This is a genomic window from Streptomyces sp. NPDC100445 (assembly GCF_044759735.1).
Lineage (GTDB): Bacteria > Actinomycetota > Actinomycetes > Streptomycetales > Streptomycetaceae > Streptomyces.
The window spans coordinates 255,299-270,422 of sequence record NZ_JBIVZV010000004.1; the positions used below are offsets into that span (position 1 = coordinate 255,299).

The window sequence follows — 15,124 nt, forward strand, 5'->3', positions numbered from 1 at the left end:
CGCGGTTTGCGGGGGGGGTGTGCTCCCCTGCAAGGGTCTTATGTTTCGCCCCCCTGGTTCCCGCACTGGGTGGGGGGGGGGGGGGGGGGGGGGGGGGGCCCGGGGGGGGGGGGGGGGCCCCCCACCCCCCGGGAGCGCGCTGTGCGCGGCCCGGACCCGCTCAGTCCGCCCGGATCGCCTGGAAGAGCAGACCGCCCAGGTCCTGCCAGCTGCGCACCACGTCCGCGCGCCCGTTGAGCACGTCGGAGACGTGCTGGGAGCCGAAGAACGCGGAGACCAGGGAGCGGGCGGCGGCGGCCGGGGTGACACCGGGACGCAGCTCGCCCGCCTCCCCGGCGGAGGTCAGCAGGCTCTCCAGGAGGGAGATCCAGTCGACGTACGGCGTCGGCAACTCGGCGTCTATCTGCGGCCGTTCGATCTGCAATCGGGCCCCGGCCTGCACGATCACGTCGTTCTGGAACGCCGTGGCCGCCCACTCCAGCATGCGTTCGGCCGTGCTCAGGGGGCTGAGCCCCTCCTTGGCGACCTCTTCGAGCATTTTCGGCCAACGCGCGTAGTGCTCCTCCACGATGGCCACGGCGAGGGCTTCCTTGGTCGGGTAGTGGAAGTACACGGCACCCTTCGTCATCTCGACCCGGTCGGCCACGTCCTGGACCGATGTCTGGCGGAAACCGCGCTGGGTGAAGAGTTCGGCAGCCCCGAACAGGACCCGGAGGCGGGTCCTGGCCGAGCGTTCCTGCTTGGGCGCGGGACCCCTCCTGACAGGGGTCCTGGGCGGGGCGGGCACGGTGACTTGCGGCTCTGGCATGGCGGGTACCTCTGTCGGCTCGGTCGTGCGCGGCACGTGCGGTGGCCAAAACTCACCGCGCAATATACCTTCCTGGAGGTATATTTCTCGGGCGGTCACCAGCGGGGGACGATACCGGGCGCGTGGCCGTTCACCGGTATACGGGGAGGGATCTGCGCGTGCAAGCCATGTCTGGGGTCGGATCGACGACCGGCCGGCCGGGGCCGGAACACTACTGGGGAGGGATGGACTTCGAGCGGGGGGTTCCGCGTGAGTCCGTGCACAAGACGGCGCCCGCCGAGGTGCTCCTGACGGACGCGAGGCGGCTCGGCGAAGAGCACTTCGCCGTCGCGGCGTCGTGGCGCCGCGACCACTACCTCGCCCATCGGGGCGGTCCCGCGGCCGATCCGGTTCTCCTGGTGGAGACCGCACGGCAGACCGCGATCCACCTGTCCCACCGTTTCTTCGACGTCGCCCACGGCACGCCGTTCGTGCTGAGCGAGGTCTCCGTCGCCCTGTCCGCGGCGCTGCCCCCGGTGGGACCGGGGAACCTCGCCGTCGGACTCGACGTCGTCTGCCGCCCTCCGGACGAGGGCGCGCGGCGGCTGCGCCTCGCGCTCGACGCGGAGGTCGTGGTGGGACACCGCCGCGTGGGGACGGTGCGGGTGTGCTGGGAGCCGATGGAGCCCCGGCGCTACGCCCTGCTGCGCCGGCGCGGGGAGCCGGGACCGGCAGCGGTACGGCCGTGTGCCGAGCCGGCCGGCGCACTCCCCCACCGGGCCCGGGCCGGCCGGATCGCCGAGCGGGACGTGCTCGTCACCAACGACCCGCTGCGGGCGGACAGGTGGTGGCTGCGGTTGGACCAGACGCACCCGGTGCTCTTCGACCACGGATCCGACCACGTGCCGGGCATGGTGCTCGTGGAGGCGTTCCGGCAGGCCGGGACGGCCGCCGCGGCGGCCCGGCCGGGCGCGGGCGAAGTGACGCTGCTCGCCGTGGAGTTCACGGCGTTCGGCGAGCTGGACCTGCCGGTGTCGATCTCGGTGGAGCCGACCGGGCCCGGGGGAACCGCACTCACCCTCCGCGCCCACCAGGAGGACCGGGAGCTGGCCCGCTGCACCCTCCGGTGCGGCGTGCCGGAGCGCTCCCGGATCCCCCTGGGAGCGGCATGCTGACCAGGGGGCCCGTGACCGCGGACGTGCCGGGGGCCGAACGGGACGGCACGGAGGACGAGGACGTTCTTCGTGGCCGGAGCGGTCCGGTCGGGCCGGGCGGCCCTGCCGCGCGCGAGGTGCTGGTCGAGCGCGCGGAGCGCGACGCGCGCGGTGCCGACGAACGGCGCAGGCTGGCTCCGGACGTCGCCGCGGCGATCGTCGGGGCGGGCTTCCCCCGCCACTTCGTACCGGTGAGGTGGGGTGGCTCGGCCGGTGGTCTCGCCCGGCTGCTCACCGACGCGTCGGCCGTCGCGGAGGCCTGCGCCGCCGCGGGTTGGTGCGCCGCCCTGTACGCGGCGCACGGCCGGCTCGCCGCCTACCTGCCCGAGCAGGGGCAGCACGACCTGTGGTCGCGGGGGCCGGACGTCCGGATCGCCGCCTCGATCGTGCCGCCGCAGGGGCGCGCCACGGCTGTGCCCGGCGGCTGGCGGCTCGACGGGGAATGGCGGACGGCCAGCGGGGTCGACCACGCGGAGTGGGTGCTGCTGGCCTCCTGGACAAAGGCGGGTGACGGCACGCGGGAGCACCGGATCCTCGCCGTACCGCGCGCGGATCTCTCCGTCCGGGACACCTGGGACGCCGTCGGTCTGCGGGGAAGCGGCAGCAACAGCGTGACGGGCGACGGGGTGTTCGTGCCCGCGCACCGCTCCGTCACGCTGGACGCGTTGCTGCGCCCGCTGCCCGGCGCGGCCCGTTGCCACCGCGTCCCCTACCCGATGGTCGCCGCGCCGATCTTCGCGGCGCCGGTGCTGGGGGCGGCCCGGGCGGCCCTGCGGGCCTGGACGTCCGAGTGCGCACCGGGCGCGTCGCGCAAGCCCGGCACGAACGCCCTGCTGGCCGGGGCGTCCGCGCGGATCCACGCGGCGGGTCTGCTCCTGGCGGGTACCGCCGACCGCGCGGACCGAGGGGAGATCACGCCGATCACTGTGGCCGAGAACCGCCGGGACGCGGCGTACGCGGCGGCCCTGTGCCGGGAGGCGGCCGACGACCTCTTCCACGCGTCCGGCATGCGCGGGCAGTCCGCGGCCAGCCGCACGCAACGGGCGTGGCGGGACGTCACGACGGCCGCCGCACACGGCGCGCTCGACCTCGACGCGGCGGCCGACGCGTACGCGGACGCGGTCCGGGCGGACGGGGACACCCCATGACGGCGGCCGGGGGAACAGAACGTCCCGTCCTGGCCTTCTTCGACGTCGACGAGACCGTGCTCGCCGAGAAGAGCATGGTCGCGTTCTGGGAGCACTGGCTGGCCCGGCGCCCGGCGCGACCCGCCGCCGGCGCACCGCGGTCACCCACCGAGACCACCGCCACCGTCGACCGTGAGGCGCTCAACCGCAGTTATTACCGGCGCTACGCGGGCGTGACCCTGGCCGCTCTGGAAGCCGGCGGGCGGCTCTGGTACGACGGGTACCGCCGGGGTGACGCGGCCTTCGTGCTGCCCGTGGTGGACGCCGTCGCCACACACCGGGCCGAGGGACACCGGATCGTCCTCGTGTCGGGCTCGATGCGCCCGCTCCTGGCCCCGCTGGCCGAGGAGTTGGGGGCGTCGGCGGTCGCCTGCACCGAACTGGTGGCGGGAGCGGACGGGGTGCTGACCGGGGAGGTGCACCGCCCGATGATCGGACGGGCCAAGGCCGAGGCCGCGGTCCGGATCATGCGGGAGCACGGCGCCGACCCCGGGGCCTGCTTCGCGTACGGCGATCACGAGAGCGACCTCGCCCTGCTCCGCGCGGTGGGTGAGCCGGTGGTGGTGGGCGACTCGCCCGTGCTGAACGAGGAGGCGCGGCGCCGGGGTTGGCCGGTGGTCCCCGCCCGTCGGGGCCCGCTCAGGGTGAGGAGCGCGTGAGATATCCGGCGGACCGGGACACTGCGAGAGCATTCCCTCCCGATGATATGTATGTGCTCTCTTTCATGATGGAGGGTACGAACATGGCCAAGCAGGAACGGGCGCGACGCACGAGGGAGAGGGTCCTGACGGCCGCGGCCGAGGTGTTCGCGGCCCAGGGTTACAGCAGGGCGACGCTCGACGCCGTGGCCGAGCGGATCGGCATGACCAAGGGGGCGCTCTACGGGCACTTCCCGTCCAAGAGGTCGCTGGCCGGTGCCCTGATCGACGAGTCGCAGCAGACCTGGACGCGCCTGCGGACGGAGTACGACACCCCCGGCGCCGACGCCGGGGGCGTCCTCCAGGGAGTCGTGGTGGGCTTCGCCGGCCGGCTGGAGTCGGACGTGCGGCTGCGGGCCGCGGTCCGCCTGGCGTCCGACTGCCCGGTCCTGGCGCGGGCCGTCTCCGACGTCCTCGTCGAGGTGTGCAACGCCCTGACGGAACTGGTCCGCCGCGCACAGCGCGACGGCGGCCTGCCCGCCTATTCGCCGCGGCTGGTCGCCCAGTTGCTGATGGTCGTGATGTACGGGTTGCTGCACGCGCCCGCCGGATGCGCCGAGGACGGGGGCGCGTCCGGCGGGGAGACGCTGTGGCGGCTGCTGTTCACGGCGCTGTCGGGCACCGCGGGGGCCGGCCCCGCGCATGAGGACGAGGGGGCCGTTCCCGGGCCCAAAACCATTCCTTTGGGAACGAATCTTTTGACTGCCGCACCTGCGCGACGTGGCCAGGCCGGTCGGACGCGACCCTGCGTGACGCAGGGCAACGACATGTGGGAGGAAGCGGATGAGCGTGCTGGACGAGTGGACGAGCCGACGTGCCGTGCGGCCCGGGGACCTCGATGCGCAGGGACCGGACCCGAGGGGTGACGTCGTGCTGCGCGCGGTCGCCGATGCCAGGGATGTCGACGACTTCGACATGCGGCACCTCAGGTATTTCCTGACCGTGGTGCGCGCCGGCACGGTATCGGCCGCGGCGCAGGAACTGCGGATATCGCAGCCGAGCCTCAGTCAGCAGATTCGGCGTCTCGAACAACGCGTCGGCACGGCATTGTTCACCCGTAGTTCACGGGGTGTCGAGCTGACGGCCGGCGGCCGGGCCTTCCTCAGAGAGATCCAGGGAATTCCCGGACAACTGCGGTCCGCCATCGCCGCGGCCGTTCCGGCACCACGGGTCTGGCCCGTCGGAGTGTGCGGCGGTGTGCCCGCGGACGTGCTGGTCGAGGTGCAGGAAGGGCTCTCCGGGCGTGATCCGGGCGGCGGGCGAGGGGCCGGCGCGAAGGCGCACATGCGCTCGGTGGACGCGGCGGACCAGGGCGAACTGCTGCGGCACGGCGAGATCGCCTTCGGCATCGTGCGCCTGCCGATCCCGATGCCGCACGTGGTGCGTGCCGTGGTCCGGGACGAGACGCTCGGCGTCGTCATGTCCGGCGGGCACCCGCTCGCCGCGCGTGCGGAGCCGACCTGGGCGGACCTCGCCGGACAGCACCTGCTCTGGTACGAGGAGGGCTGCGCACCGGGGTTCGCGCAGACGGTGCCGGCGCAACTGGCCGGGCTGGGCTGGAACCCGGTGCTGCACCCGGTCGACCAGGGCCAGCCCACCCTGTTCCTGCACGCGCTGCACACCACCGCGGACCTCGTGGCTCTGCGTCCGCGCCGGGCCGTGGAGCGGGATCCGCAACTGGTGTGGCGTCCCCTGCCCACCAGCAGGCCACCGCGCGAGCGCCTCGCCGTGACCGCGGCCAGGGACGGCCGTACCGCGCGCGTGCTGGAGGAGGTGGCCGCGGAGCGCGGCTGGGAGTTCCTCGCGTCATAGTTCGTCGTCCCTGCCTCCGTCCGGCGGACACGGATCCGCCGGACGGACCCCTACCGGCGTGCGGTCCGGGCCTCCCCAGCCCGGACCGCACGCCTTTCTGTTTTTCCCGCCGGACGGTATAGGCCCCCTTTATGACCGTCACGCGCTTTACGTCTTGGACGGCGTGAAGCAGCCACGGTTAATCTTTTGGAACGCGGGACAGAGCGGTTCCCGGAACGGCCCTGACATTCGAATCCGAACCCAGGCCTCATTCCGCGCCGAAGCCACCATTCATTTCCGTGGCGTTTCCTTTTCTTTTCGGCCCGTCGGGCCCGTGTACTCCGAGTGAACCTGACAGAGGGAGCATTGTGATCTCGACCAAGCTGACGGACCTGCTCGGCATCGACCACCCGGTCGTCTCCGCCCCGATGGGTTCCGTGTCCGGCGGCCGGCTCGCCGGTGCCGTCACCCGGGCGGGTGGCCTCGGCCTCGTCGGTGTCAGCTACGGCGACGCGGCGTTCATCGACGAGCACGTGGCCGAGGCCGCCGCCACGGGCGGGGTGTGGGGCGTCGGCTGCGTCATGTTCACCTTCGACGAGCGGCCCGGCCTGTGGGACAAGGTCCTCGGCTACGCCCCGCCGGTCATCGCCCTCTCCTTCGGTGACGCGGCGCAGGTCCAGAGGTACGTGGCGTCGGCGGCCGACCGCGGCTGCCACGTGGTGGTCCAGGTGCACGACCCGGAGCAGGCCGCCGTCGCCGTACGGGCCGGGGCCTCCGTGATCGTGGCGCAGGGCGCCGAGGCCGGCGGCCACCACGCCTCGCTGGCCACGCTGCCGCTCGTCCCCGCCGTGCTCGACGTCACCCAGGGCGCCGTACCGGTGGTCGCGGCCGGCGGGTTCGCGGACGGCCGCGGCCTCGCGGCGGCCCTCGCGCTCGGCGCCGACGGAGTGATGATGGGCACCCGTTTCGCCGCGACCGAGGAATCGCTGGCCACCGCCGGGTTCAAGTCCCGCCTGGTGTCGGCGCGCACCGCGGACACCGTCGACACCCGTTCGTTCGACGTGGTGCGCGGCATCCCGTGGGACGACGCCTACCGGGCCCGTTCCGTGAGCAACGACTTCACCCGCACCTGGGCCGGGCGGGACGCCGAACTCGCCGCCCGGCGCGCGACGGTGGAGCCCGAGTGGATCGCCGCCGTCGCCCGCGACGACACCGGCCAGCGCGCCATGTTCGCCGGCGAGGTCCTGGACCTGATCGAGGACGTCCAGCCGGCCGCCCGGGTCGTCCACGGCGTCGTGGCCGACGCGGAGGAGATCCTCGCCGGGCTCGCCCGGCGGACCGGCGGCATCGCGGCCTGACCGGCCGGCCCCCTCTCCCCTCCCCCTCCCCTTCCAGTCCCAGCTTTCCCGTCCCGCGGAGGACCCGATGATCCACGTACTCACCCTCACCTACCTCACACCCCGTGAGACCGTCGTCGCGCACATGGCCGAGCACAAGGCCTGGCTGCGCGAGCACGCAGACCGGGGCCGCATCCTGCTCAGTGGCCCCCGGCCCGAGGGCGGCGCCGTCGTCGTGACCGCCGACCTCGACGAGACCGAGGTGCGCGAGCTCATCGAGAGCGACCCCTGGCACAAGCTCGGCATCGCCTCGTACGGGCAGCTCTCCTTCGAGGTCCGCAACGCGAGCCCGGGCGTCATCACCTCCCCCGGGCCGGACGACGGCGTGCTGCTCATCAACGTGGCCACCACCGACGACGCCGACGCCAGCGTGGCCGCGCTCGCCTCCGCCGTCGAGCACGTCTCCGCCGCCGCCGACGGCTTCCGCGGCTCCCGCCTGCTGACCAGCGTCGACGGCGACGCCATCGTCAACCTCGCCGCGTGGGAGGACCACAAGCGGTTCGACGCGATCTTCGAGGACCCCGAGTTCATCCGCCGCTACCAGGCGTTCGCCGAAACCACCACCGGCGCCAAGTACCGGCTCTACCGCACCAGCCGGGTCATCACGCCGAACCGCTGAACGCCCCCCGACCAACCGTCCAGCTCCGACTCCCGCCAGGAGAAACCATGTCAGGCACGAACACCTCAACGCAGTACGACCTCATCGTCGTCGGATTCGGCGCCGCCGGCCTGTCGGCCGCCCTGTCCTTCGCCGAGGCCACCGAGGGCCGCGAGCAGCCCGCCAGGATCGCCGTCCTGGAGCGCGCCCCCGAGGAGGAGCGCGGCGGTGCCACCCGCTGGACCGGCGCGTTCCTGCGGATCACCCAGGACAGGCAGCTGGACACCGACTGGGCCGAGCACGTCGGCCGGGTCTCCGGCGGCCTCGCCGACCTCGACTACTGCCGCACCGTGGAGCGGGAGACCCCGCGGACGCTGGACTTCATCGAGAAGCACGGCGTCGAGATCGCCTTCGAGGCCTTCCCGCTGCCGCACACCTTCGACGGCGGCACCCCGTCCATGGTGCCGCCGGCCAGCCCCCGCGGCGGTGGCGCCTCGATCGTCGAACAGCTCGGCGCCGCCCTGGAGAACGACCCGCGCGTCGACATCCGTTACCGGACGGAGGCGCTACGCCTGACGACCTCCGACGACGGCTGCGTCGACGGCGTCCTGGTCCGCACCGCCGAGGGCCTCACCCAGCGGCTCTCCGGCCGCGCCGTCGTCCTCGCCTGCGGCGGCTTCCAGGGCAACACCGAGATGCTCACGCGTTACGTCGGCGACCGGGCCTGCGACCTCCCGCTGATCGCCCCCGGCATCACCAACAACCGCGGTGACGCGCTGCGCATGGCGCTGGAGCTGGGCGCCGACACCGCGGGGCAGTTCGACGGCATCCACGCCGAGCCCGTCGACCGCCGGACCGAGAAGGCGGACTCCGTCCTGTACGGCTTCAGCACCGGCATATTCGTCAACCGCGAGACGCGGCGCTTCTTCGACGAGGGCCGCGACACCTGGGACAACACCTTCGAGCACGTCGGCTACGAGATCTGGAAGAACCAGCAGCAGGAGGCGTACTGGATCGCCGACGCCAAGACGCTCGCCATCCCGGGCATCCTGAACTCGCTGCTCAGCGACGTGCCGCCGGAGCAGGCCGACAGCCTGGAGGAGTTGGCCGGCAAACTCGGCATCGACGCCGAGGGCCTGGAGAAGACCGTCGCGGAGTTCAACGCGGCCGTCGGCCCCGGTGACTTCGACCCGACCCGTCTCGACGGCAAGGCCACCGTCGGCATCGAGCCGGCGAAGTCGAACTGGGCCACCCCGCTGGACACCGCGCCGTTCATCGGCGTCCCGGTGACCGCCGCCATCTGCTTCACCTACGGCGGTGTCCGCACCGACCTCGACGGCCGGGTCGTCACCCCGTCCGGCACCGCCATCCCCGGCCTGTACGCGGCGGGCGAGGCCACCGGCCTCTTCTACCACGCCTACCCGCCGGCCACGTCCGTGCTGCGCTCCCTGATCTTCGGGCGGCTCGCCGCGCACCACGCCGCCCAGCAGTCCGTCTGAGTCGATCAGTCCATACGGAGGAACCATGAGCATCGTCAACATCGACGTCACCCTCCGTGACGGCGGGTACCGCACCGGCTTCCACTTCCCCCTCGGGTACGCGCTCCAGCACGCCCGGCTCAGCGTCGAGGCGGGCTTCGACTGGGTGGAGATCGCCTACCGCAAGGGCTCCCTGCTGCCGGTCCCCGGCATCGGGCTGACCGGCCGCGGCGACGACGAGTTCATCGCCGCCACGGCCCGGGAGATCGGGCCGGACCGGGTCGCGATGATCCTGCACCCGAAGAACATCACCGAGCACGACCTGCCCGCCATGTACGCCGCGGGCGCCCGCCTGGTCCGCATCATCCTGCCGTCCCAGGGCTACGAACGAGGCCTGGAGTACATACGCCAGGCCAGGGACATCGGCTTCCACGTCGGCGTGAACTTCGCCCGCATCAGCCAGTGGGCGGGCCGCGCCGTCGTGGAGGTGGCCTCCGCCGCGACCGACGCCGGCGCCGAGTTCGTCTACCTGGCCGACTCCAACGGCAGCCTCTCACCCGTCGACACCACCGACCTCACCACCCTCACCAAGTCGGTGACCGGCGGCCCGGTCGGCCTGCACGCGCACAACAACCTGGGACTCGCCCTGGCCAACGCCATCAGCGCGGTCGCCGCGGGCGCGACCTGGATGGACTCCTCCATCCAGGGCATGGGCAAGGGCCCGGGCAACCTCATCGCCGAGCAGTGGCTGGCGCACCTCGACCGCACGGACCCCGAGGCCGCCGCGCGCCTCCACCTGGGCCCCGCCCTGGAACTGGCGGACCTGCTCCTCGCCACCATCCCGGAGGGCACGCCCTCCCTGCCGCTGCACGACCTGGTGCTGGGCCGCTACGACCTGCCGGTCGAGCACCGCAAGGACCTGCTGAGCGGCAGCCACCGTGAGGGCATCGCCACCGCGCGCACCCTCGCGACCGTCCGGTGATCGACACCGGATCCGCTGTGCCGGCGGCGGTCTTCGGACCCGGGGCCGCCGCCGGCCCGGCACACGCCCTCGTCCTCGCCCCCGTCACACCGCGCTGGGACCAGGGAGCGTTCTTCACCCCGGTCACCCGCGTCCTGGCCGGCGCCGGTCTGCGGGTGACGGTGGTCGACACGCTCTCCCTGTGGGACGAGGACGTCGACTCGCTGCCCTCCCTCGTCACCCGCTGGCGCGCACACCTCGACCGGTACGGCCCCGTGGACCTGCTCTGCGGGAACGCGCTCGGCGGCGCGGTCGCCCAGGCCCTGCTCCCCGGCGTCCCGCCCGACACGGCGGTACTGCTGGTCTCCGGACCGGCCCGCACGGACGCCCTGCTGGAAGCGAGGCTGACGGAGATCGCCGATCTGGCCGCCGGTGGCCGCTCCGACCACGCCCTGGCCCTCCTCGACCGGCGCGTCCAGCCCCACGGCCACTCCCCCGGGGCCGCCGGCGGCGCCCCGGCGCCGCACGACCCGAGCGCCGCACGCCGGATCGCCGCGGGGATGCGGATGCTGCGCGGCGTCGACGTGACCGACGCGGTGCGGGCCCACCGAGGCCCGCTGCTGCACATCGTCGGCAGCCACTCCCAGCTCGTCACCGAGCGCCACACCGCGGCGGCACCGCACCACCGGGTGGCCGTCATCCCGGGGGCCGGCATGCGCCCCCACTTCGAGAGCACCGCGGAAGTGTCCGCCCTCGTCGGCGCCTTCCTGCGGGAGAAGGGACTCACATGAAGAGTGTCGCCGTACTGCCCGGGGACGGCATCGGACCGGAGGTCACCACCGCCGCCCTCAGCGTCGTGGACAAGCTCGGCCTCCCCCTCGACCTGCGCTTCGGCGAGATCGGCTGGGAGTGCTGGCGCGAGGAGGGCGACCCGGTCCCGCAGCGCACCTGGAAGCTGCTGGAGGAGACCGACACCTGCCTGCTCGGCGCCATCACCAGCAAACCGCTGCGGGAGGCCGAGGCGGAACTCCCCAGCGACCTGCGGGGCACCGGCCTCGGCTTCGTCTCCCCCGTCATCCAGCTGCGCCAGCGGCTGAACCTGTACGCCAACGTCCGCCCGGTCGTCGATCTCGTGGACCGGCGCTTCGACTTCACGGTGATCCGCGAGAACACCGAGGGCCTGTACGCCGGCTTCGACTTCCACGGCCTGGACGACGCGCTGTGGAACACGGTCCGCGACCACCCCAACGCCCAGGCGTCCGGCCCGGAGGGGACCAGCGTCACCCTGCGCCTCCAGACCGAGTTCGGCATGGACCGGCTGCTGCGCTACGGCCTCGCCCACGCCCGCTCCCGGGGCTGCACCCGGCTCACCCTGGTCGACAAGCCCAACGTCCTGCGCCACAGCGGCGACCACCTGCGGACCCGCCTCGAACGGATCGCGGGCGACTACCCCGAGATCGAGACCGAGATCCTCAACGTCGACGCGGTCGCGCTGTGGATGGTGCGCAGGCCCGAGCGGTTCGGTGTGCTCGTCGCCGAGAACATGTTCGGCGACATCCTCTCCGACCTCGGCGCGGGCGTCATGGGCGGCCTCGGCCTCGCGCCCAGCGGCAACATCGGTGACCACGGCAGCTACTTCGAGCCGGTGCACGGCAGCGCGCCGGGCATGGCGGGGCAGGACCGCGCCAACCCCATGGCGATGATGCTCACCGTGGCCCAGCTGCTCGACCACCTGGACCTCCACGTGCCCGCCGACGAGCTGAGGGCGGCGGTGCGCGGCGTCGCCGCACGGCGCGCGACCGTCACCTACGACATGGGCGGCACGAGCGGCACCCGGGAGGTCGCCCGGGCGGTGGCCGGCGAACTCGACGTGCCCGGGGGCGGGTCCAGCGACCCGCAGGACGTGGTGGTCGACCGGCTCGCCCGGCTCGACACCGCGTCCGTGTCCGATGCGCTGGACAGCCTCGGGATCGGCGGCGTCCTCGCCGGGATCGCGCCGCGTGTTCCCGGGGCCCGTACCGCCGGCCGCGCGTTCACGGTCACCTACCAGCCCGTCGACCCCACCCGGACGGGTTTCCGCAACGCGGCGAACTACCTGGACGACGTACCCGAGGGCTCGTTCGTCGTCGTCGACAACGCGGGCAGCACCACCTGCACCAACTGGGGATCGCTGCTGACCGGGCTGGCGCGGCGCCGCGGGGTGCGCGGTACCGCCCTGCACGGCTCGGCCCGCGACGTCGCCGAGATCCGCGCCGCCGGATATCCGCTGTTCAGCACCGGCGTCACCATGGTCAGCGGCAAGAACCGAGTGGAACTCGCGGAGACCGGCCGGGACGTCGTCATCGGCGACGTCACCGTGCGGCCCGGCGACATCGTCGTCGCCGACGACAACGGGGTCCTGCTCGTGCCGGCCGACCACGCCGCCGAGGTCGCGGACCGGGCGGAACGCGTGGAGCGGACCGAGGGCGAGATCGCCGGGGCGGTGGAAGCGGGCCTGCGCCTCGACGAGGCCCGCCGCCGGTTCGGCTACGCCCGGCCCTGGGACGACGGCGGCACCCGGCCCACCGATGCGTGACCTGGCGGGGCGCGTGCTGGTGGACGTCCACTACCACGCGGGCCCCGATCTGTACCGGCGCCGGCTCACCTCCGCCGGCGCCGGCCGGGCGTACGCGGAGGTCGGCGGCTGGGTGGTGCTCAAGAGCCATCTCACCTCGACGGCCGCCCGCGCCTGGGAGGCCCGCCAGGAGGGGCTCCCGGTCTCCGGCACCCTCGTCCTGAACGACCTGGCCGGCGGCGTCCGGCCCCGGGCCGTGGAACAGGCCGTCTACGCGCACGGCCCGGACAGCCCCGCCCGTCTCGTCGTACACCTGCCGACCCTGGTCGGTCCCGCGCACGCCTCGCCGCTGCGCCGCACGTCGTTCCACCCGGTGCTCGACCCCGCCCGGTGGCGCGGCGAGCGGGTGCTGGACGCCGACGGCCGGCTGCGCCGGGACGTACGGGAGGTGCTGCGGGCGGCCCGTGACCTGCCCGTCACCGTGGCGACCGGGCACTGCGACCGGGAAGCGGCCCTCCGGGTCGTGGACGAGGCCGTGCGCCTGGACCTGCCGCGCCTGCTCCTCACCCACGCCACGCACCCCATGTCGGGCTTCACCCCCGCCGGTCTGGCGGACCTGGCCCACGTCCCCGGTCTGTACGTCGAACTGACCGCGTTGACGCTGGTGCTGGGGCACCGCGACGCCGGGCACCTCGGCGAGGTCGTCCGCGCCCACCCACGGGTGGTGTTCAGCTCCGACCTCGGACAGCCCGACCAGCCGGACGTGAAGGAATGGCTGGACCTGAGCGAGCACTGGTTCCGGGCCGCGGGCCTGACGAGCCAGGAGATCAGGGACGTCATCTGGAAGAACCCCGTGGACCTGCTGACCCCGTGAACGGACCTCACCACTGACCTCCAGGAGCAGCCATGACCGCCCCTGCCCACCACGCCGCCCTGCACGCGGACCTCCGGCGTCTCGCCGAACCGCTGGACGAGACCCTGGTCCGGCAGGAGGGCCCCGAGCTGCTCGCACTCGTCCAGTCTCCGACGTGGAGATGACCCTGGCCAAGACCGACCCGCGCATCGCCCGGCACTACGTGGACACCCTCGTGCCGGAGCGTCCGCGGCATGTGTTCGCCACCGTCGAGGCGGAGTACCGGCTGACCGTGGCCGAGGTGCTGCGGGTCACCGGGGAGAGCGAACTCATGGAAGCCCAGCCGGTGCTGAAGCAGACCCTGGCGATCCGCGACGCCCATCTGGACCCGACCTCCTACCTTCAGGTCGCCCTGCTCAAGCGGCAGCGGGACGCCGCCGCCGCGGGCGAGGTACTGGACCCCGCGCCCGACCGGGCACCGCTGCTCACCGTCAACGGCACCGCCGCCGGCCTGCGCAACACCGGCCGACCTCCCCCACTCGTTCCCGATCCCCTCAAGGAGACCCGTCATGACGGAGCCGGACGACCACCTCAGCGCCCCCTCCCGGCGCGGCGTACTGCGCACCGCCCTCCTCTCCACCGCCGCGCTGGCCGTGCCCCTCGGCGCCGGGGCGCCCGAGGCGTACGCCGGGCGGTCCCGCACCGGATCGCTCGGCGACCAGTCGGCCGTACGCACCCTGACCGTGGGGGACGTCCGACTCACCTACGTCGTCGACGCCGCGATGGAGCTGGACCGGGCCGGTTTCCTGCCCGCCGTCCCCGCCTCGTACTGGCGGGAGCACCCCGAGGCGCTGGCCCCCTCCGGACGTGTCGCCGCCTCGGCCGGCGGGCTCCTCGTCGAGCGCGACGGCCGCCGGCTGCTCATCGACGTGGGCCTCGGCGCCAACGTGCTCCCGCCCTCGCTCGGGATCTCCCGGGGCGGGGCCCTGTTGCGCACCCTGCGGGCCCTGGGCGTGCCGCGGGAGTCCGTCGACACCGTGGCCTTCACCCACCTGCACACCGACCACACCGGCCTGGGCTTCCTCACCGGACGCGGCCGACGGCCGCGCAAGGCGTTCCCGTGCGCCGACTACCTCGTGGCGCGGGCCGAGTGGGAGCCGTTCTGGAACCGGGAGGTCGAGGTGGGGGCGCCGTCCTGGGACGGTTTCATGGTGCCGATGTCGCGGGTGCTGCGCCGGTTCGAGGACGGCGCGGAGATCTGGCCCGGCGTCACCGCGCTGATCACCCCGGGCCACAGTCCCGGGCACACCACCTACGTCATCTCGGCCCGGGACGGGCGGCGGATCCTGGCCTTCGGCGACGCCTTCCACACCCCGGCGCAGGTGGCCCACCCCGAGTGGCCGTCCGGACCCGACGTCGACACCGCCGGCGTGCTGAGGGCCCGTACGACATTGCTGGCGCGGCTGCGGGCGCCGGACACCTACGGCTTCGCGTTCCACTTCGGCGACCGGGCGTTCGGCCGGGTCGCCGCGGGGGACCAGTGGCAGCCGGTGCCCGCCCCCGCCCTGTCGCCCCCGCCGATCCGCCTGCCCTGACCGGTGTGCGC

Annotated in this window: 15 protein-coding genes and 1 pseudogene; 15 read left to right on the forward strand and 1 reads right to left on the reverse strand. The window is 73.6% G+C overall.

What is annotated here, in order from left to right; genetic code table 11:
- Window positions 1-160: 160 nt before the first annotated feature.
- Window positions 161-808 (reverse strand): ScbR family autoregulator-binding transcription factor, encoded by a 648-nt coding sequence (locus tag ACIQVT_RS12740; RefSeq protein ID WP_403751312.1) that lies wholly within the window; start codon window positions 806-808, stop codon window positions 161-163.
- A 224-nt stretch (window positions 809-1,032) separates the two neighbouring features.
- Between ACIQVT_RS12740 and ACIQVT_RS12745 the strand changes: the two genes are divergently transcribed.
- The 15 genes and pseudogenes from ACIQVT_RS12745 to ACIQVT_RS12815 all read left to right on the forward strand — a co-directional run bounded on the left by ACIQVT_RS12745 (window position 1,033) and on the right by ACIQVT_RS12815 (window position 15,113).
- On the forward strand, window positions 1,033-1,962 hold the full coding sequence (locus ACIQVT_RS12745) for a ScbA/BarX family gamma-butyrolactone biosynthesis protein (RefSeq protein ID WP_403751314.1): 930 nt from the start codon (window positions 1,033-1,035) through the stop codon (window positions 1,960-1,962).
- Window positions 1,956-3,149, forward strand: a complete 1,194-nt coding sequence (locus tag ACIQVT_RS12750) for an oxidoreductase (protein WP_403751316.1) — start codon at window positions 1,956-1,958, stop codon at window positions 3,147-3,149. Before ACIQVT_RS12745 ends, ACIQVT_RS12750 begins: the two co-directional genes overlap by 7 nt.
- Entirely contained in the window at window positions 3,146-3,847 is a 702-nt protein-coding gene (locus ACIQVT_RS12755; RefSeq protein WP_403751318.1) for an HAD family hydrolase, read from the forward strand. Before ACIQVT_RS12750 ends, ACIQVT_RS12755 begins: the two co-directional genes overlap by 4 nt.
- 83 nt (window positions 3,848-3,930) lie before the next feature.
- Window positions 3,931-4,752 (forward strand): TetR family transcriptional regulator, encoded by an 822-nt coding sequence (locus ACIQVT_RS12760; RefSeq protein WP_403751320.1) that lies wholly within the window; start codon window positions 3,931-3,933, stop codon window positions 4,750-4,752.
- Window positions 4,670-5,698: a LysR family transcriptional regulator gene (locus tag ACIQVT_RS12765; RefSeq protein WP_403751322.1), complete on the forward strand. Its 1,029-nt coding sequence runs from the start codon at window positions 4,670-4,672 to the stop codon at window positions 5,696-5,698. Before ACIQVT_RS12760 ends, ACIQVT_RS12765 begins: the two co-directional genes overlap by 83 nt.
- 347 nt (window positions 5,699-6,045) lie before the next feature.
- A complete protein-coding gene (locus ACIQVT_RS12770) occupies window positions 6,046-7,035 on the forward strand; it encodes an NAD(P)H-dependent flavin oxidoreductase (RefSeq protein WP_403751324.1) in 990 nt (329 codons plus the stop codon).
- Window positions 7,036-7,102: 67 nt separating this feature from the next.
- On the forward strand, window positions 7,103-7,693 hold the full coding sequence (locus tag ACIQVT_RS12775; protein WP_403751326.1) for a YciI family protein: 591 nt from the start codon (window positions 7,103-7,105) through the stop codon (window positions 7,691-7,693).
- Between the two features lie 47 nt (window positions 7,694-7,740).
- Window positions 7,741-9,171 carry an FAD-binding protein gene (locus ACIQVT_RS12780; RefSeq protein WP_403751328.1) on the forward strand — a complete coding sequence of 477 codons (1,431 nt, stop codon included), beginning with the start codon at window positions 7,741-7,743 and terminating at the stop codon, window positions 9,169-9,171.
- Window positions 9,172-9,196: 25 nt separating this feature from the next.
- Window positions 9,197-10,132, forward strand: a complete 936-nt coding sequence (locus ACIQVT_RS12785; protein WP_403751330.1) for a hypothetical protein — start codon at window positions 9,197-9,199, stop codon at window positions 10,130-10,132.
- On the forward strand, window positions 10,129-10,902 hold the full coding sequence (locus ACIQVT_RS12790; RefSeq protein WP_403751332.1) for an alpha/beta fold hydrolase: 774 nt from the start codon (window positions 10,129-10,131) through the stop codon (window positions 10,900-10,902). Before ACIQVT_RS12785 ends, ACIQVT_RS12790 begins: the two co-directional genes overlap by 4 nt.
- Window positions 10,899-12,686 carry an isocitrate/isopropylmalate family dehydrogenase gene (locus ACIQVT_RS12795; RefSeq protein WP_403751334.1) on the forward strand — a complete coding sequence of 596 codons (1,788 nt, stop codon included), beginning with the start codon at window positions 10,899-10,901 and terminating at the stop codon, window positions 12,684-12,686. Before ACIQVT_RS12790 ends, ACIQVT_RS12795 begins: the two co-directional genes overlap by 4 nt.
- Window positions 12,679-13,539 (forward strand): DUF6282 family protein, encoded by an 861-nt coding sequence (locus tag ACIQVT_RS12800; protein ID WP_403751336.1) that lies wholly within the window; start codon window positions 12,679-12,681, stop codon window positions 13,537-13,539. Before ACIQVT_RS12795 ends, ACIQVT_RS12800 begins: the two co-directional genes overlap by 8 nt.
- 32 nt (window positions 13,540-13,571) lie before the next feature.
- Window positions 13,572-13,703 (forward strand): hypothetical protein, encoded by a 132-nt coding sequence (locus tag ACIQVT_RS12805; protein ID WP_403751338.1) that lies wholly within the window; start codon window positions 13,572-13,574, stop codon window positions 13,701-13,703.
- Window positions 13,685-14,044: pseudogene (locus tag ACIQVT_RS12810) on the forward strand (phosphoenolpyruvate carboxylase); the annotation flags it as partial. The gene ACIQVT_RS12805 and the pseudogene ACIQVT_RS12810, both read left to right, overlap by 19 nt.
- Before the next feature lie 43 nt (window positions 14,045-14,087).
- The gene (locus ACIQVT_RS12815) at window positions 14,088-15,113 is read left to right on the forward strand and encodes an MBL fold metallo-hydrolase (RefSeq protein ID WP_403751340.1); all 1,026 of its coding nucleotides are present in this window, start codon (window positions 14,088-14,090) and stop codon (window positions 15,111-15,113) included.
- Window positions 15,114-15,124 lie beyond the last annotated feature (11 nt).

Excerpts from the sequence above, each read along its gene's own strand:
- ACIQVT_RS12740 (WP_403751312.1), bottom strand. The coding sequence starts at position 808 with ATGCCAGAGCCGCAAGTCACCGTGCCCGCCCCGCCCAGGACCCCTGTC.
- ACIQVT_RS12745 (WP_403751314.1), top strand. The coding sequence starts at position 1,033 with ATGGACTTCGAGCGGGGGGTTCCGCGTGAGTCCGTGCACAAGACGGCG.
- ACIQVT_RS12750 (WP_403751316.1), top strand. The coding sequence starts at position 1,956 with ATGCTGACCAGGGGGCCCGTGACCGCGGACGTGCCGGGGGCCGAACGG.
- ACIQVT_RS12755 (WP_403751318.1), top strand. The coding sequence starts at position 3,146 with ATGACGGCGGCCGGGGGAACAGAACGTCCCGTCCTGGCCTTCTTCGAC.
- ACIQVT_RS12760 (WP_403751320.1), top strand. The coding sequence starts at position 3,931 with ATGGCCAAGCAGGAACGGGCGCGACGCACGAGGGAGAGGGTCCTGACG.
- ACIQVT_RS12765 (WP_403751322.1), top strand. The coding sequence starts at position 4,670 with ATGAGCGTGCTGGACGAGTGGACGAGCCGACGTGCCGTGCGGCCCGGG.
- ACIQVT_RS12775 (WP_403751326.1), top strand. The coding sequence starts at position 7,103 with ATGATCCACGTACTCACCCTCACCTACCTCACACCCCGTGAGACCGTC.
- ACIQVT_RS12780 (WP_403751328.1), top strand. The coding sequence starts at position 7,741 with ATGTCAGGCACGAACACCTCAACGCAGTACGACCTCATCGTCGTCGGA.
- ACIQVT_RS12785 (WP_403751330.1), top strand. The coding sequence starts at position 9,197 with ATGAGCATCGTCAACATCGACGTCACCCTCCGTGACGGCGGGTACCGC.
- ACIQVT_RS12795 (WP_403751334.1), top strand. The coding sequence starts at position 10,899 with ATGAAGAGTGTCGCCGTACTGCCCGGGGACGGCATCGGACCGGAGGTC.
- ACIQVT_RS12800 (WP_403751336.1), top strand. The coding sequence starts at position 12,679 with ATGCGTGACCTGGCGGGGCGCGTGCTGGTGGACGTCCACTACCACGCG.
- ACIQVT_RS12805 (WP_403751338.1), top strand. The coding sequence starts at position 13,572 with ATGACCGCCCCTGCCCACCACGCCGCCCTGCACGCGGACCTCCGGCGT.
- ACIQVT_RS12815 (WP_403751340.1), top strand. The coding sequence starts at position 14,088 with ATGACGGAGCCGGACGACCACCTCAGCGCCCCCTCCCGGCGCGGCGTA.